Source organism: Achromobacter ruhlandii, assembly GCF_002082135.1.
In the GTDB taxonomy this organism is placed as follows: domain Bacteria; phylum Pseudomonadota; class Gammaproteobacteria; order Burkholderiales; family Burkholderiaceae_B; genus Achromobacter; species Achromobacter ruhlandii.
The window spans coordinates 5900978-5924315 of record NZ_CP017433.1; the positions used below are offsets into that span (position 1 = coordinate 5900978).

Here is a 23338-nt window from a genome sequence, read left to right on the forward strand (position 1 = left end):
GGCGAGAAGCTCTACAAGAGCGTCTGTTTCGCCTGCCACGCCACCGGCGTGGCCAACGCTCCCAAGTTCGGCGACAAGGCCGCCTGGGAGCCGTACATCAAGACCGGCATGGACGCCATGGTCAAGGTCGCGATGCAGGGCAAGCCGCCGATGCCGCCCAAGGGCGGCGCGGCCAACGCCTCGGAAGACGACATCCGCGCGGCCGTGCAATACATGGTGGACGCGGCCAAGTAAGCCGCGCACACCCCGGGCGCGGCGCCGCGCCGGTCGAAAAAAAGCCCCTCGATGCATCGAGGGGCTTTTTGTTTGGGGCCGCGCCGTCAGTCGGCGGCCGAGGTCTTGAGCAGCGACATGCCCAGCTGCACGCGGCGTTGCAGCCACAGGCTGGGACGATAGCGCGGATCGCCGGTGACGCGCTGGATGTTCTTCAGGATCTCCAGGATGCGCTCCGCGCCCAGCGCGTCGCCCAGGGCCAGCGGGCCCACCGGATACCCCAGGCCCAGCGTCACGGCGCGGTCGATGTCCTCGGGGGTGGCGATCTGCTGTTGCGCGATATCGGCGGCGATGTTGACGATCATGGCCACGATGCGCTGCGCGACGAAGCCCGGAGAATCCTCGACCACCGACACCGGCACGCCGTCGCCGGCCAGCACCGCGTGCGCGGCATCGCGCCATTTGGCGTCGGTTCCCGGCGACACCATCAGGGTGCGGCGCTTGGCTTTGTCGAACGCGTGCAGCGTATCGAGGCCGACGCAGCGCGCCGGATCCAGCCCTTGCGCCGACACCGTGGTGGATACGTCTTCACCGAACGGCGTGACGATGATGAGCGCATCGGCCGCCGGCGTGGCGCCGGACACCAGCGGCGCGCCCAGCTTTTCCAGCAGCGCGGTGGCGCGCGCGTAACCTTCCGCGTGGCGCGGGCTGACCCAGACCTTCAGACCCTGCGGCAGCGCCGGCACGGGCGCCTCGGCGGGCACCTGCTTCTGGCCGTCCACATACTTGTAGAAGCCCTCGCCGGCCTTGCGGCCGATCAGGCCGCCGGCCAGACGCACGGTGGTGATGGGCGACGGACGGAAGCGCGGCTCGTCGAAGAACTGGCGGTAGATGGATTCCATCACCGGATGCGAGACGTCCAGCGCGGTCAGGTCCAGCAGCTCGAACGGGCCCATGCGGAAGCCGGCCTGCTCGCGCATGATGGCATCCACCTGCGCAAAGCTCGCCACCGATTCCTGCGCCACGCGCAGGCCTTCGGTGTTCATGCCGCGACCGGCGTGGTTGACGATGAAGCCGGGCATGTCCTTGGCGCGCACCGGCGTGTGGCCCATGCGGCGCGCCAGTTCGGCCAGCGCGTCGCCGGTCTCGGGCGCGCTGCGCAGGCCGTCGATGACCTCGACCACCTTCATCAGCGCCACCGGGTTGAAGAAGTGATAGCCCGCGACGCGCTGCGGCAGCTTGCAGGCCGCGGCGATGGCGGTGATCGACAGCGACGAGGTGTTCGAGGCCAGGATGCAGTCGTCGGCCACCACGCCCTCCAGGGCGGCGAACAGGTCGCGTTTGACGTCCAGGCGCTCGACGATGGCTTCGACCACCAGCTGGCATTGCGACATGTCGGTCAGCGCGGTGGCGGACTCGACGCGCGCCAGCGCGGCCTGCGCGTCGGCGGCGGTCAGCTTGCCCTTCTCGGCCAGCTTGTCCCAGGTCTGGCGCAGCGACTCGCGCGCGGCGGCCACGGCGTCGGCGCTGGTGTCGTACAGGCGCACGCGCAGGCCGGCCTGCGCCGCGATCTGGGCGATGCCCCGCCCCATGGCCCCGGCGCCCACGACGCCGATGGTTTGAATCTCCGTCATCAACTTCTCCTGCCTGTCATTGGAATGGTGTGTGCGCCGCGCCAGGCGCGGCGACCGGATGGCGCCGGCGGATCAGGACGGGCTTTGCGCCAGCGCCTGGATTTCCGCGGCCGACAGCCCGAGCTTTTCGGCCAGCACCTGCGCGGTGTGCTCGCCCAGCATGGGCGGCGCGCGGCGGTATTCGACCGGGCTGCCCGAGAACTTCAGGGGGCTGGCGGCCATCGGCACGGTGCCCGCGGTCGGGTGCGGCAGCTCGCGCTTCATGCCGCGCGCCAGCACCTGCGGGTCTTCGTAGACCTGGTCGAGCGTATTGATCGGGCCGGCCGGCACGCCGACGGCCTCGAGCGAGGCGAGCCAGTGGTCGCGCGCGCCGGTGGCCATGCGTTCGGCCAGCAGCGGCACCAGCGCATCGCGGTTCTTGACGCGCTGCGGGTTGGTGGCAAAACGCGGATCGGCCGACAGCTCGGGCAGGCCGATGGCGCCGCAGTAGTTGCGGAACTGGCTGTCGTTGCCTACCGCGACGATCAGGTGGCCGTCGCTGGCGGCGAAGACCTGGTAGGGCACCAGGTTCTGGTGCGCGTTGCCGGCCCGGCGCGGGGCGTTGCCGGAGGTCATGAAGTTCAGGTTCTGGTTCGCCAGCATGGCGACCTGGCAATCCAGCAGCGCCATGTCGATGTGCTGGCCCAGGCCGCTGACCGAGCGCTCGTGCAGCGCGGCCAGGATGCCGACGGTGGAGTACATGCCGGTCATCAGGTCGGCCACGGCCACGCCCGCCTTCTGCGGGCCGCCGCCGGGCAGGTCGTCGCGCTCGCCGGTGATGCTCATCAGGCCGCCCATGCCCTGGATCATGAAGTCATAACCCGGGCGGCTGGCGTACGGACCGGTCTGGCCGAAGCCGGTGATCGAGCAGTAGATCAGGCGCGGGTTCACTTCCTTGAGGCTGGCGTAGTCCAGGCCGTACTTGGCCAGGCCGCCGACCTTGAAGTTCTCGACCAGGATGTCGCTCTGCAAGGCCAGTTCGCGCACCAGTTCGGCGCCGCGCGGCGAGGCGATGTCGAGGGCGACGGAGAACTTGTTGCGGTTGGCCGAGAGGTAGTAGGCGGCTTCGGTGGTGTCGTTGCCGGCCGCGTCCTTCAGGTACGGGGGGCCCCAGGCGCGGGTGTCGTCACCGGCGCCGGGGCGCTCGATCTTGATGACTTCGGCGCCGAGGTCGGCCAGGTTCTGGGTGCACCAGGGGCCGGCGAGAACGCGGGTCAGGTCCAGGACGCGGATGCCTGTCAGGGGAGCGGGACGTTGCGACATCTTTTATCTTTTCGCCAAAGAGTATTAGGTCAGTGGGGATATTAGCCGGTGGGGGCTTGGGTGTGTTGGGGTGGTCGGTGGGCGGACGCGTCTGGGTTCTTTAGACGCCCTTTGCGGTGTGGCGTGGGGAATGGGGGGCTACGATTGCGGTCCGGAGCGTTCGCTCCGGACTGCCCCTTACTCATCCTCGTCCTCGCCTGCGGCGACTCCTTCGGATTCCGTCGGGCGCATCTACACGCCCCCCATTCCCCACGCCACACCGCAAAGGGCTGCGCTGAAGGCTCATCGCGGGTGCTGGGACGGACGGTGTGCTTGGCATTCTGGTGACGACCATCGGGAGGTGAGGGGTGGGGCGGGGCCCGCCAAAGGCGGCTGCGCGGGCAGCCTTCTTTGGCTTACATGCTGTTTTGCGGTTGGGTGATGACGCTGCGCGGGGGGGGGGAGGACCTTCACGTTGCAGGGGCGCCTGGCGGCACACGATGCATGGCGACCTGCCCTATTGCTCCAGTGTTGAGGTGTCGGCATCGGGGGTGGCGGGTGGATGCCCGCCACACCTTCTCCCTGCTTAACTGTTGGCCTTGATGACCTCGCGGGCGATGACCAGCTGCTGGATTTGCGAGGTGCCTTCGAAGATGCGGAAGAGGCGCACGTCGCGGTAGAAGCGTTCCACGGCGTATTCGGACATGTAGCCGGCGCCGCCGTGGATCTGGACGGCGCGGTCGGCGACGCGGCCGACCATTTCGGTGGCGTAGAGTTTGCAGCAGGCGGCCTGCATGGTGGTGTTCTCGCCGCGGTCGCGCAGGCGGGCGGCGTCCAGGACCATGCAGCGGGCGGCGTAGAGTTCGGCCTGGCTGTCGGCGATCATGGCCTGGATCAGCTGGAACTCGGCGATGGGCTGTCCGAACTGCTTGCGTTCGGTGGCGTACTTGACGGCGTCGCGCAGCAGGCGGTCGGCGATGCCGACGCACAGGGCCGAGATGTGCAGGCGGCCCTTGTCGAGCACGCGCATCGAGGTGCGGAAACCATTGCCTTCCTCGCCGCCCAGCAGGGCCGAGGCGGGGACGCGGCAGTTGTCGAAGACCACGTCGCTGGTGAGCGCGCCGGCCTGGCCCATTTTCTTGTCCGGCTTGCCGATGATGAGGCCCGGCGTGCCGGCTTCGACCAGGAAGCACGAAATGGAATTGGCGCGGCGTTCGGGCGCGGTGCGCGCCATCACCGAGAACAGGCCGGCGATGGGCGCGTTGGTGATGTAGCGCTTGGTGCCGTTGAGCACGTAGTGGTCGCCGTCGCGTTCGGCCGACAGGCGCAGCGCCATGGCGTCGGAGCCGGCATCGGGTTCGGTCAGCGCGAACGAGCCGATCAGTTCGCCGCTGGCCAGGCGCGGCAGGTAACGGGCGCGCTGTTCGTCCGTGCCGGCCAGCACGATGGCCTGCGAGCCGATGCCGATGTTGGTGCCGGCCAGCGAACGGAACGCGGGCGAGGTCTGGCCCAGTTCGAACACCACCTTCACTTCTTCTTCCATCGTCAGGCCCAGGCCGCCGTGGTCGGGCGAGATCGACAGGCCGAACAGGCCCAGCTCGCGCATTTCGGCGACGATGTCCGGCGGCACCTGGCCGCTGGCGGCCAGTTCGTCCTCGGCGGGAATCAGGCGTTCGTGCACGAAGCGGCGCACGGCGTCCAGCAACAGGGTCAGGGTTTCGGTATCCAGGGCCATGATGTCAGTCTCTTGGGAGTGCGGGGCGGCGGCGCTCAGGGGCGCATGCCACCAACCAGTAAATCGAAATAGCCGGCGGCGATGGTCTCGGCGCTGTCGCCCTGGCCGGGCTTGTACCAGCGCACCATCCAGTTCAGCATCGACAGCACGGCGCGGCCGGTGGCGGGCACGTCCAGCGGCCGGAACGCGCCCTCGGCCACGCCCTGCGCGATCAGGTCGCGCAGGCGCTTCTCATAGCCGTCGCGCAATCGGGCGGCGTCCTCGCGCTCGGGCAGCGCCATGCCGGAATAGCCGATCAGCATGGTGACGAACTCGGCGTGGTGCTGCTCGAAATAGCGGGCGTGGCCGACCATGAAGGCGCGCAGGCGGGCGGCGCCGCCCTCGGCACGCGCCACGTCCTGGCCGACGCTCTGGTTCAGGCCATTGAGCACCGCCAGGATGATGGCGTCGTAGATGTCCTGCTTGGTGGTGAAGTAGTGATAGATGGCGGCCTTGGACACGCCAATGGCGGCGGCCAGGTCCGACACCGAACTGCCGTCGTAGCCGCTGCGCGCGAACAGCTTGGCGGCTTCGGCCAGGATGCGTTCGCGCGGGGCCGCCAGCGTTGGCGGTCGGCCGGCGCGGGCGCGTTTGGTGGCGGGGGCTGCGGAAGTCGCCATGAGGGAACCTGGTGAGGCGGCGTCGAGGCAGGCAATGCCGGACCGCGGGCGGTTCCGTTCCATTGACAGCGGTTCGGCGCTTGCCGTTAAATAAAGATTAATTAATTACCGGACGGTCGGTAGGTAATTGTAGGCACATCCCTTTCCGCCACGCAAGCGCGGCTTGGGCGCTCAACCCGAAACCACACGTGACGCCGTTATGCCCCACTCCCTCGTGACAGATCTGTATGGCCAGATGTCCCTGCCGGTCATCAGCGCCCCCATGTTCATCGTGTCCAACCCGAAGCTGGTCGTCGCCCAATGCACGAGCGGCATCGTCGGTTCGTTTCCGGCGCTGAACGCGCGTCCGCAGAGCCTGCTGACCGACTGGCTGGACGAAATCCAGGCCGGCCTGGCCTCGTACCGCGAGGCCAACCCCGGCGCCGCCGTCGCGCCCTACGCCGTCAACCAGATCATCCACCAGTCCAACGACCGGCTCGAACAGGACCTGGCGGTATGCGCCAGCCATCGCGTGCCGCTGATCATCACCAGCCTGCGCGCGCCCGGCGACCTGGTCAAAGGCATCCACGACTGGGGCGGCAAGGTGTTCCACGACGTCACCACCATCCGCCACGCCGAAAAGGCGCTGGAGGCGGGCGTGGATGGCCTGATCCTGGTGTGCGCGGGCGCGGGCGGCCATGCCGGCACGCTCAGCCCGTTCGCGCTGGTGTCCGAGGTGCGCCGCTTCTACGATGGCCCGCTGATCCTGTCGGGCGCCATCACCTCCGGCGCCCAGGTGCTGGCCGCGCTCGCCATGGGCGTGGACTTCGCCTACATGGGCACGCGCTTCATCGCCAGCGAGGAAGCCAACGCCAGCGAGGGCTACAAGGCCGCCATCGTCGAGGCCAGCGCCGCCGACATCCTCTACACCCCGTTCTTCACCGGCATCCCCGGCAACTACCTGAAGGCCAGCATCGCCGCCGCCGGCCTCGATCCGGCCAACCTGCCGCAGCCGGACAGCGGCGCCTCCAATTTCGGCTCCAGCCGCGTCAAGCCGTGGAAGGACATCTGGGGCGCGGGCCAGGGCGTGGGCAACATCGGCAGCGTGCAGCCGACGCGCCAGGTCGTCGACACGCTGCGCCGCGAATACGTCGAGGCCAAGACGCAACTGGCCGCCAGGACCTTCGCATGAGCGCCGGGCTGCGGGTCACGCGCGACGGCGCGGTGCTGACGCTGGTGATCGATCGCCAGGACCGCCGCAACGCCCTCGACACGGCCACCTACACGGCGCTGACCGAACAGATCGCGCTGGCCAGCGCCGACACAGGCGTGTCGGCGGTGATCCTGGCCGGGGCCGGCGAACACTTCACTGCCGGCAACGACCTGCGCGATTTCCAGGCCGAACGCGGCGCCGGCGACAGCGCCGGCCTGACCTTCCTGCGCGCGCTGACGCAGGCCGACGTGCCGGTCATCGCCGCCGTCGAGGGCTACGCCATCGGCATCGGCGTGACGCTGCTGCAGCATTGCGACTTCGTCTACATCGGCGAAGGCGCCACCCTGCGCATGCCGTTCGTGGCGCTGGGCCTGTGCCCGGAGGGCGCGTCCAGCCTGCTGATGCCGCGCCTGGCCGGCGCCCGCCGGGCCGCCGAATGGCTGTTGCAGGGCAAGGCGTTCTCGGCACGGGAAGCGTGCGAGGCCGGCCTGGCCACCGCGGTCACCGCCAAGGGCGGCGCCCTGGCGGCCGCGCAGGCCACCGCCGCCAGCCTGGCGAAACAACCGCCGGCCGCCCTGCGGCTGACCAAGGCCATGCTCAAGCGCCCGGACCGGCAGGCGATCCAGGACACGCTCGATTACGAGGCGCAGCAGTTCCGCGCCCGCCTGCAGACGGAAGAGGCGCAGGCCGCCTTCGCGGCGTTCTTCAAGAAGTGAATCCGGCACGGCCGGGCGCCTTGCGCGCCCGCGCCGCCGTATGCGACGCCTGGGCCGGCTCGCTTGGCCAGAACCCGCCCGGCGCGGGGCCGGACGCGGCCGGCAGCCGTCCTTGTCAGAAGGGCGAGTCGGGCCGGAAGTTCGGCGCCCGCCGCTCGCGCAGCGACTGCACGCCTTCGCGCACGTCCGGGCCGCCAAACCCCATGAATTCCAGCGCCAGCGACGTATCGAAGGTCGGGCCGGCCATGCGTAGCCAGTTGTTCAGCGAATACTTGGTCCAGCGGATCGCGGTCTGCGAGCCCGCCGCCAGGCGGTTGGCCACCTCGAAAGCGCGGCCGATCAACTCGGCCTCGTCCACGCACAGCGACACCAGGCCGATGCGCTCGGCCTCTTCGCCGCTCACGGTTTCGCACAGCATCAGGTAGTACTTGGCGCGCGCCATGCCGCACAGCAGCGGCCAGACGATGGCGGCATGGTCGCCGGCGGTGACGCCCAGGCGGGTGTGGCCGTCGATGATGCGGGCGTCGCGCGCGGCGATCGAGATGTCGGCCAGCAAGCCGGCCACCAGCCCCGCGCCCACGGCGGCGCCGTGCATCGCCGACACGATCGGCTTGCTGCAGTTGATGATGTTGTAGACCAGGTCGCGCGCCTCGCGCCAGACGCGGGTGCGCACGTCGAAGTCGTCCGCCATCTGCTGCACCAGGTCCAGGTCGCCGCCGCCCGAGAAACCCTTGCCCTCGCCGCGGATCACCACCACGCGGGTGTCGGGGTCGGTGTCGATATCGCGCCAGATGTCGGCCAGCTCGCGGTGCATGCGGTCGTCGGCGGTGGACAGCTTGCCCGGCTTGCCGTCCTTGGACCCCATGATCAGCTCCAGCACGCCATTGGGATGGCGGCGCAGCTTGAGGGACTCGTAGGCGGAATAGTGTTCCAGCGTGATATCGGTCATCGTCGTCTCCGGTGGCGCGGGCGGAAGGCCGCGCGTTTTGGGGCACTATAGTGGATAGCCCCATCCCAGGCGCCCGCCGCCGATCCCGGAACCTCAGCCCATGAACACCCCCGCCCCCTCCTTTGCCGGCGAGATCCGCCGCGACGACCTGCCGGCGTTGTTCGCCGTCCGCGATCCGGACACCCACAAGGGCAGTTTCGGCACCGTTGGCGTCGTGGGCGGCGGGCGCGGCATGGAAGGCGCGGCGCTGCTGGCCGCGCGCGCCGCGCTCAAGACCGGCGCCGGCAAGGTGCTGGTGGGCTTCGCCCAGGACGCGGCGCCGCTGCCCTGCGACCCGCTACAACCCGAACTGATGCTGCGCGACGCGCGCTCGCTGCTCGACACGGACTGGGGCGTCACCGCCTGGGTTGCCGGGTGCGGCATCGGCGCCGGCGCGGCCGCCGCCAACGCCCTGTCGGAACTGTTCGTGCTGCGCGGCGGCGCGCCGCTGGTGCTGGACGCCGACGGCCTGAACCTGCTGGCCAACGGCGGCATCCAGCCCAACTGGGGCGACGGCCCGGTGGTGCTGACCCCGCACCCGGCCGAGGCCGGCCGGCTGCTCGGCCTGGACACCCCCGGCATCCAGGCCGACCGCCCCGCCGCCGCCCAGGCGCTGGCGCGGCGCTTCGGCGCCTGGGTGGTCCTGAAGGGCGCGGGCACCGTGGTCTGCGCGCCGGACGGCACCTGGTGGCGCAATACCAGCGGCAACCCTGGCCTGGCCACGGCCGGAACCGGGGACGTATTGGCCGGCATCCTGGGCTCGCTGCTGGCCCAGCGCCTGCCGCTGGCGCAAGCCGTGGCCGGCGCGGTCTGGCTGCACGGCGCGGCGGCCGACGCCCTGGTGGCCCGGGGCATCGGGCCGATCGGGCTGACCGCAGGCGAACTGGCGGACGCCGCCCGGGGACTGCGCAACGGCGGGCCGACCGCCTAAGTCCCTGGGGGCAAAAACATTTTTACAACATACTAGGGTTTTCCCCTAAAAACGCGTTGCTTTTGATTTAGGGTTATCCCTATAATGGTTTACCCCAAGACGAAACGGACTGGAGAAAACCATGAGCGAACTGACCCTGAACCACACTGCCCGCCTGACCGACGCGCTGGAGCGCGACCTGCTCCGCGGCGCCCTCGAGAACCAACCGAATTCCCACCCGCTGACCAACCTGAAGAAGGCTGGCAAGGCGATCGCCGCCGCCGTTGCTGGCGTGTTCGCCTTCATCGACGAAGTCAACGAGTCGATGAACAAGGCCCGCGCCGCCAGCTCGCGCTTCTCCGGTTCGCAGTGGTAAGACCAGCCGTGCCGGCCTGAGTCGCGACCGATCTCCCGCGATTCAGCCTGGCGCGCTGCCGGTGCGACGCCCGCCGCCGATGCGGCGCCCGTTGCATCGGACCCGGCTCCCGGGTCTTCATTGCCGGGCGCCATCGCGCCGCGCCGGCCCCACTTGCGGCGCCCCCGCGACGCCCTCCACGACGCAATACTCGATCGCCCCAGTGCGAAGCCGTCCCGAAGCGGGACCGCCTCGAACTGGGGCGATCGGCATTTTTCGCACGGCTTCGCCCGCTATTCCCCCTCTCGGCGTTTACCCTGACGCCGGCCCGGCGCGCATTGACAGCGCGCGAAGCCCCTATCGATAATCGGCCCCTTGCCGTCGTGCCTGGCGCCAAAAACACCGCAAGCCCCCCGGCCGACGTTGCGTTCCCCCGGTTGGCTCCGCCGCTGTTTCCCCCCGCCAGCACGATCCGGTTCGTTCCCCATCCGGAGTTGTCACCATGAAGTTGCGCACCACCCTGGCCCTCGTGGCCGCCGCCATTCCCTTGGCCGCTGCCCAGGCCCAGACGCTGAAGATCGGCCTGTCCGCCGAACCCACCTCGGCCGACCCCCACTACCACAAGATGACGCAGAACGACGCGTTCTCCGCGCACGTCTACAGTTCGCTGGTGGGCCGCAGTGCCGACATGAAGCTGGTGCCCGCGCTGGCCACGTCCTGGAAGAACCTGGACGACCTGACCTGGGAATTCAAGCTGCGCGACGACGTCAAGTTCTCCAACGGCAAGCCGTTCACGTCCGAAGACGTGCTGTTCACGATCTGCCGCACGCTGAACAACGAGACCAACGTGTCGCAGTCCTACATGGACACGACCAAGCTGATCACCGACGTGCAGACGCCGGATGCGCACACCGTCATCATCAAGACCGGCGCCCCCTTCCCGCTGATGCCCGCCGAAATGGCGCGCTCGCTGCCGATCATCTGGAACGGCATCGTCGAGCACGGCAAGCTGACCTTCGACCCGAAGAAGGGTTGCGGCGTGACCGGCCCGTGGCCCACGGTGGCCGACTTCAACAACGGCAAGGACGCCATCGGCACCGGCCCGTACACCCTGAAGTCGTACGTCAAGGGCACCGGCATCGAACTGGTGCGCAACGAGAACTACTGGGGTCCGAAGCCCTACTGGAAGGAAGTGAAGTTCGTGCCGGTGCCGGCCGCCGGCCCGCGCCTGACCGGCCTGCTGTCGGGCGACTTCGACATGATCGAGAACCCCGCCGCGCGCGACCTGCAGCGCCTGAAGGACAACCCCAAGTTCGGTTTCGTGGCCACGCCCTCGACCCGCCTGGTGTTCTTCCAGCCCGACGTGGCGCGCAACCCGAGCCCGTTCGTCAAGAGCGCCGACGGCAAGAACCCGCTGCAGGACCTGCGCGTGCGCCGCGCGATCTCGATGGCCATCGACCGCAAGACCATCACCGCCCGCATCATGGACGGCATGGCCACCCCGGCCTACCAGTACATGCCCGACGGCATGTTCGGCGCGCTGCCCAAGGCCCCGGAAATCAAGTACGACCCGGAGGGCGCCAAGAAGCTGCTGGCCGAAGCCGGCTACCCCAACGGCTTCGAGCTGACGCTGTCGTCGACCAACGACCGCTACGTCAATGACGGCCAGGTGGCGCAGGCCGTGGCCCAGTACCTGGCCCGCGTCGGCATCAAGACCAACGTCGACGCCATGACCGCCTCGATCTACTTCCCCAAGCGCGCCAAGCGCGAGTTCAGCTTCTCGATGGGCGGCTGGCCGGCGGAAACGGGCGAAGCCTCGGCGCTGTTCCAGCTGTGGGTCGCCTCGCTCGACTCGCCCAACAGCCTGGGCACCAGCAACTACGGCGGCTTCACCAACGCCGACTTCGACAAGGTCTACAAGCAGGCCATCATCACCGTCGACGCGCCCAAGCGCGAGAAGCTGCTGCAGGAAGCCACCCAGATCGCGCTGGACAACGTGCCGCTGATTCCGCTGCACTTCGAAAGCAGCATCTGGGCCTTCCGCAAGGGCATCTCCTATGAAGGCCGCCGCGACCAGTTCACGCTGGCCACCTCGGTCAAGCCCGACGCCAAGTAATCCGGCGCGCGCGACATGAAAACGGCTGCCTTCGGGCAGCCGTTTTTCTTTGGATGCGCGTCGCGTCCCCACCGGACGGCCGTGGCGGTCTCAGGCGCCCGGCCCTTGCGCCAGCAGCACGTCCAGCTCGCGCGACAACAGGTCGATGAAGGCTTCCGTCTTGGGCGGCAGCTGGCGCCCCTGCATGACGTGCAGCTGCAAGGTGCGCGACTGCAACTGCGCGTTGGAGATCGGCACCGCCACCAGCTCGTCGCGCTTGAGGCTCCAGGCCACCGAGATGTAGCCGCTGAGCATGATGGCGTCGGAACCGAACACGAAGCCATGCAGCGGCGAGGAATCATTGCAGGTAAAGGTCGGCTCGAGCTGCACCGATTCCAGCAGGCAGCCCATCTCGAACAGATGGCGGGTGGTGGTGCCAGGGCCGGTCAGCGCCAGCGGGTAGCGGCCCAGGTCCTGCAGGCTGACGCTCTTGCGGCCGGCCAGCGGGTGGCCCGCGGCCATGACGGCGTGCACCGGCGCGCGCCGCGAATAGCGCACGCTGACGCCGCTGAGCCGTTCGACGTTGAAGGTCATGCCCAGTTCGACGCTGCCTTCGGCGACGCGGCGGGCGACATCGGCCGGCGTGCCCACATGCAGGTCGAAGCGCGCCTCGGGCCAGTCGCGGCGAAAGCGCGCCATGGCCGACGGCAGGAAGATGCGCGCCACGCCCTCGACCGCCGCCATGCGGATCTCGTTGCGCGCCATGCCCTTGAGCGCGGCGATCTCCTGCAGCACCGAATCCGATTCCAGCAGCGTGCGGCGGGCGTGGGCCAGCAGCAGCCGGCCGGCCTCGCTCAGCACCATGCCGCGCGCGGCGCGCTCGAACAGCGGCGCGCCCGCTTCTTCCTCCAGCTTGGCGATCTGGCGGCTGATGGCGGACACCGCCACGTGCAGGCGTTCGGACGCCCCGCTCAGGCTGCCCGCCTGGGCGACCTCGACAAAGTAACGCAGGGCGATGCCGTGCATGTTTCCCCCTCGCTGGGGCCTGACGCCGATGAAAATAGCTTTGCCTTTTTTGCAAAGCTTCCGATAAATATTCTAATTGTAGAGAAAGCTTCCCTGATCCTAGAATTTGCGCAACGATTCAGCAGGGTGCGCAATGACGCGCCCCGCCAGACAAGGGGAAGTCCGTGCCAGCAGCAGTCACGAGCGCCAACCGCGCCGCCGCCATCGGCCGCGCGGTCGCATATGCCGATAGCGGCGCCTTGCAGCGCGATCTGGCGGAGCTGGTCGCGCACCGCACCGAAAGCCAGAACCCGGACCAGCGCGCCGCGCTCTACGACTACCTGCGCGCGGCGGTCGCGCCGCGCCTGGAAGCGCTGGGCTGTTCCTGGCGCGTCGAGGACAACCCCGTCGCCGGCGGCCCGCCGTTCCTGCTGGCCGAGCGCATCGAAGACCCCGCCCTGCCCACCGTGCTGATGTACGCCCACGGCGACGTGGTGCGCGGCTATGACGAGCAATGGCGCGCCGGCCTGGCGCCGTGGCGCCTGACCGCCGAGGGCGACCGCTGGTATGGCCGCGGCGCCGCCGACAACAAGGGACAGTACTGCATCAACATGACCGCGCTGGAACAGGTGCGGGCCGAACGCGGCGGGCGCCTGGGCTTCAATCTGCGCATGCTGGTGGAATGCGGCGAGGAAGTCGGCTCGCCCGGCCTGCACCAGGCCTGCGCCGCCTGGCGCGACGCCCTGGCGGCGGATGTCTTCATCGCCTCCGACGGCCCTCGGCTGGCGGCCGACCTGCCGACACTGTTCCTGGGGTCGCGCGGCACGCTGCTGTTCGACCTGACGGTGGACCTGCGCGGCCACGCCCACCACTCCGGCAACTGGGGCGGCGTGCTGCCCAATCCCGGCCTCATCCTGGCGCACGCGCTGGCCAGCCTGGTGGACGCGCGCGGCCGATTGCTGGTCGACGGCCTGCGTCCGCCGGCGATTCCGCCCGCCGTGCGCCAGGCGCTGGCGGACATCCAGGTCGGCCAGGACGACGACGCCCCCGAGATCGACCCGGACTGGGGCGAGCCCGGCCTGTCGCTGGCCGAGCGCCTGTTTGGCTGGAACACGCTGGAAGTGCTGGCCTACAAGACCGGCAACCCCGACAACCCGGTGGGCGCGATTCCGCCGCGCGCCAGCGCCACCTGCAACCTGCGTTTCGTGGTCGGCACCGACTGGCGCCAGGCCGAGGGCATCCTGCGCCGGCACCTGGACGCGCGGGGCTTGCGGCAGGTCCAGGTCCGCGTGCGGCGCGGCACGCCGGCCACCCGGCTGGACCCGCACGATCCGTGGGCGCGCTGGGCCGTGGCCTCGCTGGCCGCCACCACCGGCAAGACGCCCGCGCTGCTGCCGAACCTGGGCGGCACCGTGCCCAACGACGCTTTCTCGGAAGTGTTGGGGCTGCCCACCATCTGGGTGCCGCATTCCTATCCCGCCTGTTGCCAGCATGGCCCCGACGAACACCTGCTCGCCTCCGTGGCGCGCGAAGGCGCGGCGGTGATGGCCGGCCTGTTCTGGGACCTGGGCGAACAGGGCGCGGCCGTGGCCGCGCAACGCGAGCGCCTGACCGCCACCTGACCGCCTTCGGGCGACATCCCTTATACAATCCCCCTCGCTTGATCGGAGTTCCCATGTCCTCGTCCCCTACCGCGTCCCGTCCGCGCCCCTTTTTGCTCGCCTGTCCGGATCTGGCGGCCGAGCGCGTGGGCAACACGGATACCCCCGGCGTCTGGCATTTCGACTCCGGCGTGCCGGGCAAGCGCGTGATGCTCAGCGCCCTGGTCCACGGCAACGAGCTGTGCGGCGCCTGGGCCCTGAAGGATGCGCTGGCGGCCGGCCTGCGGCCGCGCCGTGGTTCGCTGACTCTGGCGTTCTGCAACCTGGCCGCGTTCGACCGCTTCGACCCCGCCAACTACGCGCCGGCGCGCTTCGTCGATGAAGACATGAACCGCGTCTGGAGCGACGACAAGCTGGCCCAGCCCATCAGCCAGGAACGCCGCCGCGCTGCCGCCCTGCGCCCGTGGGTGGCGCAGGCCGACTGGCTGCTGGACTTCCACTCGATGAGCAATTCCGATGTGCCACTGCAGCTGACCGGCATGGAACAGCGCAATATCGACCTGGCCCTGTCGCTGGGCAACCCCGCCACGATCATCGCCGACGCCGGCCATGCCGCCGGCGTGCGCATGCGCGACTACGGCCGTTTCGGCGAGGCCGGCGACAACGGCACCCGCTCGCTGCTGATCGAATGCGGCTTCCATGGCGCGCCCGAGGCGCGCGGCGTGGCGGTCGACCAGATGGCGCGTTTCCTGGTGGCGGCCGGCACCGTGGACGAGGCCGACCTGCCCGCCGCCTGGTTCGCCCCCCAGGCCAGCGCCCAGCGCGCGCTGCGCGTGACCCACGCGATCGCCGCCAAGAGCGCCGACTTCCGTTTCGCCGAGCCCTGGAAGGGCCTGGAGACGCTGGCGCGCGCCGGCACCGTCATCGGCTGGTCCGAGGGCGAGGCCGTGACCACGCCGTACGACAACTGCGTCCTGATCATGCCGTCGACCGCCAACCTGCGGGCCGGGGTGACGGTGGTGCGGCTGGCGCAACCGATCGTCTGATGCATCGCGCGGCGCGCCCTTGATGGCGCGCCGCGTCATATAAAAAAACCACCAAGGGAAGCAGCATGTCCGCAAACGTTTTCATCCGCAGCGCGTTATCGACCTGTACGCTGGCGGCCGCCCTGGCCGCTGGCGCCATGGCCCAGGCCCAGTCGGCCCCGCAGACGCTGCGCATCGGCCTGTCGTCCGAACCCACGGCGATGGACCCGCACTACCACCAGGTCACGCCCAACGACGCGATGACCTCGCACATCTTCGAGACCCTGATCGGCCAGGACGCCAAGATGAATCTGGTGCCGCGGCTGGCGACCGCCTGGAAGGCGGTGGACGACACCACCTGGGAATTCACGCTGCGCGACGGCGTGAAGTTCTCCAATGGCCAGCCGTTCACGCCGCAGGACGTGATCTTCACGCTGTGCCGCGCGTTCCACAACGAGCAGTCGATCGGCGGCTCGTACCTGAGCGTGGTGCAGAAGCTGGCCAGCATCGACGTGCGCGACGGCAACGTGCTGGTCATCAAGACCCACCTGCCCTACCCGCTGCTGCCCAACGACCTGACCCGCAACGCCATGCTGTGGAGCGGAATCGTCGAGCACGGCCCGATCCGCTTCGATCCCAAGAATGGTTGCGGCGTGACCGGCCCCTGGCCCACCATCAGCGACTTCAACAGCGGCAAGTCCGCCACCGGCACCGGCCCGTACACGCTCAAGTCCTACGTCAAGGGCAGCGCCATCGAGCTGGCGCGCAACGACGCCTACTGGGGCGACAAGCCGGCCTGGCCGAACGTGCGGCTGATTCCGGTGCCGGCCGCCGGCCCGCGCCTGACCGGCCTCCTGGCCGGCGACTTCGACCTGATCGAGAACCCGGCCGCGCGCGACGTCAAGCGCATCTCGGAAACGCCGGGCTTCGGCTACGTCATCACGCCGTCGGTGCGGGTGGTGTACTTCCAGTTCGACGTGGCGCGCAGCCCCAGCCCGATGGTGCGCGCCGCCGACGGCAAGAACCCGCTGCAGGACGTGCGCGTGCGCCGCGCCATCTCGATGGCGATCGACCGCAAGGCCATTACCGCCCGCATCATGGACGGCGCCGCCACCCCGGCCAACCAGTTCCTGCCCGACGGCATGTTCGGCACACTGCAGCCGCCGCCAGAACTGAAGTACGATCCGGCCGCCGCCAAAAAGCTGCTGGCCGAGGCCGGCTACCCGGACGGCTTCGAGCTGACCATCTCGTCGACCAACGACCGCTACATCAACGACGCGCAGATCTCGCAGGCCGTGGCCCAATATCTGTCGCGCGTGGGCATCAAGACGACCGTGGACGCGATGACGCGCTCGGTCTACTTTCCCAAGCGCGCCAAGCGCGAGTTCAGCTTCGCCATGGGCGGCTGGTCGTCGGAAACCGGCGAGGCCTCGTCGTTCCTGCAGTACTGGGTCAGCGCCTTCGACAAGGAACACGGCCTGGGCACCAGCAACTACGGCGGCTATGACAATCCGGCCTTCGACAAGGTCTTCAAGCGCGCCCTGACCACCGTCGATCCGGCGGTGCGCGAAAAGCTGCTGCAGGAGTCCCTGACCCTGGCGCTGGCCGACCTGCCCAGCATTCCGCTGCATTTCGAAAGCAGCATCTGGGCGTTCCGCAAGGGCCTGACGTACGAAGGCCGCGCCGACCAATACACCCTGGCCATGTCGGCCAAGCCCGCTAATTAAGATCGCCGTTTCCGGCGCCTGCAACCCCGAGCCCACCAAGGAAATATCACGTGGCCCTTTTCATCCTACGCAGACTGATCCAGAGTCTGTTCGTGCTGCTGGCCGTCTCGGTCGTGGTCTTCTTCGCGGTGTATGCCGTGGGCGACCCGATCGAACTGCTGGTCAGCCCCGAAGCCAGCCAGGCGGCGCGCGAGGCGATGATCGCCCGCCTCGGCCTGGACCTGCCCGTGTGGCAGCAATACACAGGATTTCTGTGGCGCGCGCTGCACGGCGACCTGGGCACGTCGTTCGTGCACGGCATCCCGGCCATCGAGCTGATCGTGCAGCGCATCCCCGCCACCTTCGAGCTGGTGATCGTGGCCATCGGCCTGACCTGTGTGATCGGCATTCCGCTAGGCCTGGTGGCTGGCCTGTACCGCGATGAGCCCCTGGGCCGCGGCATCATGGCGTCGTCGGTGCTGGGCTTCTCGCTGCCCAACTTCTGGCAGGGCATGATGCTGATCCTGCTGTTCGCGGTGTGGCTCGGCTGGCTGCCCGCCACCGGCCGCGGCGACACCGTGACGGTGCTGGGCGTGCGCCTGTCGATCCTGACGGCCGACGGCTGGTCGCACCTGATCATGCCGGCCATCAACCTGGCGCTGGCCAACATCGCGCTGGTGCTGCGCCTGACCGCCTCCGGCGTGGTCGAGGCCCGCAGCCAGGACTACGTGAAGTTCGCGCGCGCCAAGGGCATCAAGCCCGGCCGCATCGTGCGCCGCCACATCCTGCGCAACATCCTGATCCCGGTGGTCACCGTCATCGGCATGGAATTCGGCAGCCTGATCGCCTATTCCACCATCACCGAGACCGTGTTCGCGTGGCCCGGCATGGGCAAGCTGCTCATCGACAGCGTCTACCAGCTCGACCGGCCCGTGGTGGTCGCGTACGTGATGCTGGTCACCCTGATCTTCGTGGTCATCAACCTGGTTGTGGACATCCTGTACGCCGCGCTCGATCCGCGCGTGCAGCTCGTGACCCCTGCTCAATAATCGTCATGGCTCAATCTCCCAATACCGGCCGCACCCGTACCGTCCAGCCCCTGGCCGATACGCCCAAGCGCGCCTCGATCCTGAAGAAACTGCGGGCCCGGCCGACCGTGCGCGGCTCGGTCATCGCGCTGGCCATCCTGGTGCTGCTGGTGGTGTTCGCGCCCTACTTCGCGCCGCAGAATCCCTATGATCTGGCCAACCTGTCGCTGATGGACGGCCGCCTGGCGCCGCGCCAGGCGCTGATGGACGGCAGCATCGCCTGGCTCGGCACCGACGACCAGGGCCGCGACATGCTCAGCGCCATTCTCTACGGCCTGCGCATCAGCCTGATGGTGGGCCTGTCGGCCGTGATGCTGGCCACCGCCGTGGGCGGCGCGGTCGGCCTGGTGGCCGCCTACGTTGGCGGCCTGGTCGACACCGTGCTGATGCGCATCGTCGACTTCATCCTGGGTTTCCCGACCATCCTGGTGGCGCTGGTGCTGCTGGTGGTGCTGGGGCGCGGGGTCGACAAGGTGATTCTGGCGCTGGTGCTGGTGCAGTGGGGCCACTATGCCCGCATCATGCGCAGCCGCGCGCTGCAGGAGCGGCGCAAGGAGTACGTCGAGGCCGCCGCCAACCTGGGCTTCCCGGCCTGGCGCATCATGGTGTTCCACCTGCTGCCCAACTGCCTGGGTCCGGTCATGGTGTTCGCGACCATCCAGATCGCCACCGCCATCGCGCTGGAAGCGACGCTGTCGTTCCTGGGCGTCGGCGTGCCGATCACCGAACCGTCGCTGGGCCTGCTTATCTCCAACGGCTTCCAGTACCTGCTGTCGGGCGACTACTGGATCAGCCTGTTCCCGGGCATTGCGCTGCTGTTGCTCATTCTTTCAATCAATATCGTCGGCGACCGCCTGCGCGAAAGCCTGGACCCGAGGAAATGACCCACCCCCGAAGCGCTTCGCGCTCCCCCCTCAAGGGGGCATGCCAGCGGACCGGCGGAGCCGGCTCCGCGGCATCCCGATTGGGCAAGGCCTCCCGCATGCTTGGCGACTGGCGCAATGGACAAATGATATGAGTGACACGCTTCTAGAAGTGCGCGGCCTGCGCACCGCATTCCATACCGAGGCCGGCGCCTGGCTGGCGGTCGACGGCGTCGACCTGACCGTGCGCCGCGGCGAGATCGTGGGCCTGGTCGGCGAGTCCGGCTCGGGCAAGTCGGTCACCGGCTTCTCGCTGCTGGGGCTGATCGATCCGCCCGGAGAAGTCGTCGACGGCGAAGTGAAGTTCAAGGGCAACGACCTGCGCAAGCTCTCCGAAGAGCAGATGCGCCAGTTGCGCGGCAACCGCATCGCCATGATCTTCCAGGACCCGCTGATGACGCTCAACCCGGTGCTGCGCATCGGCGAGCAGATGATGGAAGCCATCCTGACGCACGAGGACGTGCCGCGCGCCGAAGCGCTGGAGCGCTGCCGCGAGGCACTGGCCATGGTCGGCATTCCGTCGCCGGAGAAGCGCCTGAAGAGCTACCCGCACGAGTTCTCGGGCGGCATGCGCCAGCGCGTGGCGATCGCCATCGCCATGCTCAACAAGCCGGACCTCATCATCTGCGACGAGCCGACCACGGCGCTGGACGTGACCATCCAGGGCCAGATCCTGTACCGCATGCAGGAGATCTGCCGCGAGCACAATACGGCGCTGATCTGGATCACCCACGACCTGGGCGTGGTGGCCGAGCTGGCCGACCGCGTCGCGGTCATGTACGCCGGCCGCATCGTCGAGAGCGGCCCGGTCGAACAGGTGCTGGACGCGCCGCGCCATCCTTATACCCGCGGCCTGCTGGACTCGATGCCCGGCGCCACCACGCCGGGCGCGCGCCTGCACCAGATCAACGGCATGGCGCCCAGCCTGGCCGGCCGCCCGTCGGGCTGTGCCTTCCGGCCGCGCTGCACCCACGCGGTCACGCGCTGCACCGAACAAGCCCCCACCGTTACCACCGAAGGTTCGCGCAGCTATCGCTGTTACGTCCCGATCGCCCGCGAGGCCGAGCAAGCATGAGTCAAGCCGATACCCCCGTCATCGAGCTCCGGAACGTCCACAAGCGCTTCGAACAGCGTCCCGACCTGGCCCAGCGCATCCTGGCCCTGGGCGGCCGCCCGATCGACCGCCGCACCGTGTACGCCGTCAACGGCGTTGACCTGCGCATCGGCCGCGGCGAAGTCGTCGGCCTGGTGGGCGAGTCCGGCTGCGGCAAGTCCACCCTGGGCCGCGTCGTTGCCGGCCTGCACCGCCAGACCGAAGGCGACCTGCTCTACCAGGGCCAGGACGCGCGTCGACTGCGCGGCGCCGACAAGCTGGCCTACACGCTGGGCGTGCAGATGATCTTCCAGGATCCGCAGGCCTCGCTCAACCCGCGCCAGCGCCTGCGCCAGATCCTGGGCGAATCGCTCAAGGTGCACAAGCTGGCGCCGCCGGCCGAGATTCCCGCGCGCATCGACCAGGCCCTGAAGGAAGTCGGCCTGGACACCGAGTACCGCGATCGCTTCCCGCACCAGATTTCGGGCGGCCAGCGCCAGCGCATCGGCATCGCCCGCGCGCTGATGGTGGCGCCCAAGTTCCTGGTGTGCGACGAACCGGTGGCGGCGCTGGACGTGTCGATCCAGGCGCAGGTGATCAACCTGTTCATGGACCTGCGCGAGCAGCACGGTTTCACCTACCTCTTCATCAGCCACGACCTGGGCGTGGTGCGCCACATCTCGGATCGCGTGGCTATCATGTACCTGGGCAAGATCGTCGAGATCTCGACCTCGGCCGAGATCTTCGCGCGCGCCAACCATCCGTACACCCAGGCCCTGATGGCCGAGGTGCCGGACGTGGCGCGCCGCGGCCGCAAGTTCACGCCGATCAAGGGCGAGATCCCGTCGCCGCTGAATCCGCCGTCGGGCTGTACCTTCAACCCGCGCTGCCCGCACGCCATGCCGCGCTGCCGCGAGCAGGCGCCGACGCTGAAGGAAATCTCTCCGGGCCACTGGTCGGCCTGCCACCTGAACGAAGCCACCGCCTGAACGCCATGAAACCCTCTGACATGTCCAACGTGGACCGCATCGCCATCGAAATGGGCCATGCCGGCCGCAACGCCATCACCTATATCGACGAGGATCGCAATTCCGATCGCCCGTTCAAGCTGCAGACCTACCGCCCCTACGGCTACACCCCGGATCGGCCGGTGGTGATCGTGCAGCATGGCGTGCTGCGCAACGGCGACGAATACCGCGACTTCTGGGTCGAGGCCGCCGACAAGCACAAGCTGCTGATCGTGGCGCTGACCTTCTCCAACGAGATCTGGCCCGGCGTGGAAAGCTACAACAATGGCCGCGTGTTCTCGGCCGGCGGCAATCCGCGCCACATCGACGGCTGGACCTACGCGCTGGTGGGCAACGTGATCCGCGACATGATCGACGCCGAGATCACCGATGGCGAGAACGTCTACCTGTTCGGCCACTCGGCCGGCGGCCAGTTCGTGCACCGCCTGATGAGCAGCCAGTCGCACGCGCCGTTCAAGGCCGTGACGGCCGGCAACCCCGGCTGGTACACCCTGCCGACCTTCGACTACCCCTTCCCCGAAGGCATGGACGGCGTCGGCCTGACCGAAGACCACCTGGTCAAGCTGCTGGCGTACCCGATGACGATCCTGGCCGGCGACCAGGACATCGCCACCGACGATCCCAACCTGCCGTCGGAACCGGCCGCCATGCGCCAGGGCCCGCACCGCTTCGCCCGCGCCCACAACTATTTCGAGGCCGGCCGCAAGGAAGCCGAGCGCCGCGGCGTGCCGTTCAACTGGACGCTACAGGTGGTGCCCGGCATCGGCCACGACGGCCGCGCCATGTCCGCGGTCTGCGCCAGCCTGTGGTTCGAGGGCGGCATGCCGAGCGACGCCGAACTGGCCCGCCTGGCCGGCCAGCAGGTCGCCTGAACGTTCCCTTTCATTTCCGCTAGCAGAATCGCCATGTCCTCCACTTCCCGCACTGAACAACTCGTCGCCGGCATCCAGAGCTGGCTGCAATGCGAATCGCCTTCGAACTTCCCCGACGGCATCGCCGCGATGGCCCGCATCATCGCCGACTACGCCGCCGCGGCCGGCCTGACGGTGGAACTGTCCTCCCTCGGCCCCGCCACCGGCCCGCTGCTGTACGCCACCAACCGCGCCCCCGGCGACACCCGCCCCGGCATCCTGATCCTGGCGCACATGGATACGGTGCATCCGGTCGGCACGCTGCTGGAGAATCCGGTGCGCACCGACGGCGACCGCCTCTACGGCCCCGGCAGCTACGACATGAAGGCCGGCATCTACCTGGCGCTGACGGCGCTGGCCAGCGTGGCCCGACCCGGCGCGACGCAACTGCCGGTGGACTTCCTGGTAGTGCCCGACGAGGAAACCGGCAGCCATGCCTCGCGCGCGCACATCGAACGCTTCGCCGCCAACGCGAAGTACGCGCTGGTGTGCGAGCCGGCCCGTCCCAACGGCGGCAAGTGCGTGACGGCGCGCAAGGGCACCGGCATGCTGAACCTGAACGTCAAGGGCCGCCCGGCCCACGCCGGCATGCAGCACGAGAAGGGCCGCAGCGCGATCCGCGAAATGGCGCACCAGGTGCTGGCGCTGGAAGCGATGACGGACTACGAGCGCGGCATTACCGTGAGCGTGGGCACCATCGCCGGCGGCACCGTCACCAACACCGTGCCGGCGCTGTGCCGCTGCGTGGTGGACTTCCGCGTGCCCGACATGGGCGCGGCCGAAGACGTGCTGCGCCGCATGCGCGAGCTGTGCGCGGTGGGCCCGGACGTGGAACTGGACATCGACGTGGAACTGAACCGCCCGCCGATGGTGAAGACCGAGGAAGCCGCCGCGCTGCTGGCGCTGGTGCAAGGCTACGCGGAACGCGCCGGCTTCCTGCTGGAAGACGCGCCGATGACCGGCGGCGGCAGCGACGCCAACTTCACCTCGGCCATGGGGATCCCGACGCTGGACGGCCTGGGCGCGGACGGCGACGGCGCGCACACGCTGAACGAGTACATCCTGGTGTCGACGCTGGAACAGCGCCTGAAGTTCTGGGAGCTGCTGTTGAAGGAACTGGCGTAACGCCGGTCCGATGAAGCGGCGGGCCGTGGCCACGGCCCGCCCGCACCACGCGCCC

21 protein-coding genes are annotated in these 23338 nt (G+C 69.0%); 15 read left to right on the plus strand and 6 right to left on the minus strand.

Annotated features, from left to right (window positions below; translation table 11 throughout):
• Positions 1-234: c-type cytochrome (locus AruCF_RS30080; protein ID WP_006386800.1), on the plus strand; the 234-nt coding region annotated here is incomplete at its 5' end.
• Positions 235-320: 86 nt separating this feature from the next.
• Here AruCF_RS30080 and AruCF_RS26765 read toward each other — a convergent pair.
• From AruCF_RS26765 to AruCF_RS26780, 4 genes are all read right to left on the minus strand, one after another.
• Complete coding sequence (locus tag AruCF_RS26765) at positions 321-1847, minus strand: 3-hydroxyacyl-CoA dehydrogenase (protein ID WP_049070872.1); 1527 nt, start codon at positions 1845-1847, stop codon at positions 321-323.
• Between the two features lie 72 nt (positions 1848-1919).
• Positions 1920-3149, minus strand: a complete 1230-nt coding sequence (locus AruCF_RS26770) for a CaiB/BaiF CoA transferase family protein (protein WP_083037013.1) — start codon at positions 3147-3149, stop codon at positions 1920-1922.
• Between the two features lie 565 nt (positions 3150-3714).
• Complete coding sequence (locus AruCF_RS26775) at positions 3715-4863, minus strand: acyl-CoA dehydrogenase family protein (RefSeq protein WP_006386797.1); 1149 nt, start codon at positions 4861-4863, stop codon at positions 3715-3717.
• Between the two features lie 35 nt (positions 4864-4898).
• Positions 4899-5522 (minus strand): TetR/AcrR family transcriptional regulator, encoded by a 624-nt coding sequence (locus AruCF_RS26780; protein ID WP_020925435.1) that lies wholly within the window; start codon positions 5520-5522, stop codon positions 4899-4901.
• Positions 5523-5721: 199 nt separating this feature from the next.
• Here AruCF_RS26780 and AruCF_RS26785 point away from each other — a divergent pair, with 199 nt between their 5' ends.
• Together AruCF_RS26785 and AruCF_RS26790 are read left to right on the plus strand one after the other, a co-directional pair.
• The gene (locus tag AruCF_RS26785; RefSeq protein ID WP_049070869.1) at positions 5722-6693 is read left to right on the plus strand and encodes an NAD(P)H-dependent flavin oxidoreductase; all 972 of its coding nucleotides are present in this window, start codon (positions 5722-5724) and stop codon (positions 6691-6693) included.
• Positions 6690-7430: an enoyl-CoA hydratase-related protein gene (locus tag AruCF_RS26790; RefSeq protein WP_049070868.1), complete on the plus strand. Its 741-nt coding sequence runs from the start codon at positions 6690-6692 to the stop codon at positions 7428-7430. The genes AruCF_RS26785 and AruCF_RS26790 overlap by 4 nt, the downstream gene beginning before the upstream one ends.
• Positions 7431-7545: 115 nt before the next feature.
• Here AruCF_RS26790 and AruCF_RS26795 read toward each other — a convergent pair whose 3' ends face one another.
• Positions 7546-8379 carry an enoyl-CoA hydratase/isomerase family protein gene (locus AruCF_RS26795; protein WP_006392559.1) on the minus strand — a complete coding sequence of 278 codons (834 nt, stop codon included), beginning with the start codon at positions 8377-8379 and terminating at the stop codon, positions 7546-7548.
• A gap of 100 nt (positions 8380-8479) precedes the next feature.
• Here AruCF_RS26795 and AruCF_RS26800 point away from each other — a divergent pair, with 100 nt between their 5' ends.
• The 3 genes from AruCF_RS26800 (at position 8480) to AruCF_RS26810 (ending at position 11799) form a co-directional block, all read left to right on the plus strand.
• The gene (locus tag AruCF_RS26800; protein ID WP_049070866.1) at positions 8480-9349 is read left to right on the plus strand and encodes an NAD(P)H-hydrate dehydratase; all 870 of its coding nucleotides are present in this window, start codon (positions 8480-8482) and stop codon (positions 9347-9349) included.
• A gap of 121 nt (positions 9350-9470) precedes the next feature.
• Entirely contained in the window at positions 9471-9704 is a 234-nt protein-coding gene (locus tag AruCF_RS26805) for a hypothetical protein (RefSeq protein WP_049070864.1), read from the plus strand.
• Between the two features lie 481 nt (positions 9705-10185).
• On the plus strand, positions 10186-11799 hold the full coding sequence (locus tag AruCF_RS26810) for an ABC transporter substrate-binding protein (RefSeq protein ID WP_049070863.1): 1614 nt from the start codon (positions 10186-10188) through the stop codon (positions 11797-11799).
• A gap of 90 nt (positions 11800-11889) precedes the next feature.
• On the opposite strand, the gene AruCF_RS26815 is transcribed toward AruCF_RS26810, so the two are convergent.
• Entirely contained in the window at positions 11890-12804 is a 915-nt protein-coding gene (locus AruCF_RS26815; RefSeq protein WP_049070861.1) for a LysR family transcriptional regulator, read from the minus strand.
• 164 nt (positions 12805-12968) lie between these two features.
• Here AruCF_RS26815 and AruCF_RS26820 point away from each other — a divergent pair, with 164 nt between their 5' ends.
• The 9 genes from AruCF_RS26820 to AruCF_RS26860 all read left to right on the plus strand — a co-directional run bounded on the left by AruCF_RS26820 (position 12969) and on the right by AruCF_RS26860 (position 23283).
• Complete coding sequence (locus AruCF_RS26820) at positions 12969-14405, plus strand: M20 family metallopeptidase (RefSeq protein WP_049070859.1); 1437 nt, start codon at positions 12969-12971, stop codon at positions 14403-14405.
• 53 nt (positions 14406-14458) lie between these two features.
• Positions 14459-15430, plus strand: coding sequence for a M14 family metallopeptidase (locus tag AruCF_RS26825; protein ID WP_049070857.1), 972 nt, complete (start codon positions 14459-14461; stop codon positions 15428-15430).
• 65 nt (positions 15431-15495) lie between these two features.
• The gene (locus AruCF_RS26830; RefSeq protein WP_083037015.1) at positions 15496-17136 is read left to right on the plus strand and encodes an ABC transporter substrate-binding protein; all 1641 of its coding nucleotides are present in this window, start codon (positions 15496-15498) and stop codon (positions 17134-17136) included.
• Positions 17137-17186: 50 nt separating this feature from the next.
• Positions 17187-18164, plus strand: a complete 978-nt coding sequence (locus AruCF_RS26835; RefSeq protein ID WP_006392551.1) for an ABC transporter permease — start codon at positions 17187-17189, stop codon at positions 18162-18164.
• Between the two features lie 5 nt (positions 18165-18169).
• Positions 18170-19087 (plus strand): ABC transporter permease, encoded by a 918-nt coding sequence (locus tag AruCF_RS26840; protein ID WP_006386785.1) that lies wholly within the window; start codon positions 18170-18172, stop codon positions 19085-19087.
• Positions 19088-19217: 130 nt separating this feature from the next.
• On the plus strand, positions 19218-20201 hold the full coding sequence (locus tag AruCF_RS26845) for an ABC transporter ATP-binding protein (RefSeq protein ID WP_049070854.1): 984 nt from the start codon (positions 19218-19220) through the stop codon (positions 20199-20201).
• Positions 20198-21208 carry an ABC transporter ATP-binding protein gene (locus tag AruCF_RS26850; protein WP_020925445.1) on the plus strand — a complete coding sequence of 337 codons (1011 nt, stop codon included), beginning with the start codon at positions 20198-20200 and terminating at the stop codon, positions 21206-21208. Before AruCF_RS26845 ends, AruCF_RS26850 begins: the two co-directional genes overlap by 4 nt.
• A 5-nt stretch (positions 21209-21213) precedes the next feature.
• The gene (locus AruCF_RS26855) at positions 21214-22119 is read left to right on the plus strand and encodes a prolyl oligopeptidase family serine peptidase (protein WP_049070853.1); all 906 of its coding nucleotides are present in this window, start codon (positions 21214-21216) and stop codon (positions 22117-22119) included.
• Between the two features lie 33 nt (positions 22120-22152).
• A complete protein-coding gene (locus AruCF_RS26860; RefSeq protein ID WP_049070852.1) occupies positions 22153-23283 on the plus strand; it encodes a M20 family metallopeptidase in 1131 nt (376 codons plus the stop codon).
• Positions 23284-23338: the final 55 nt, after the last annotated feature.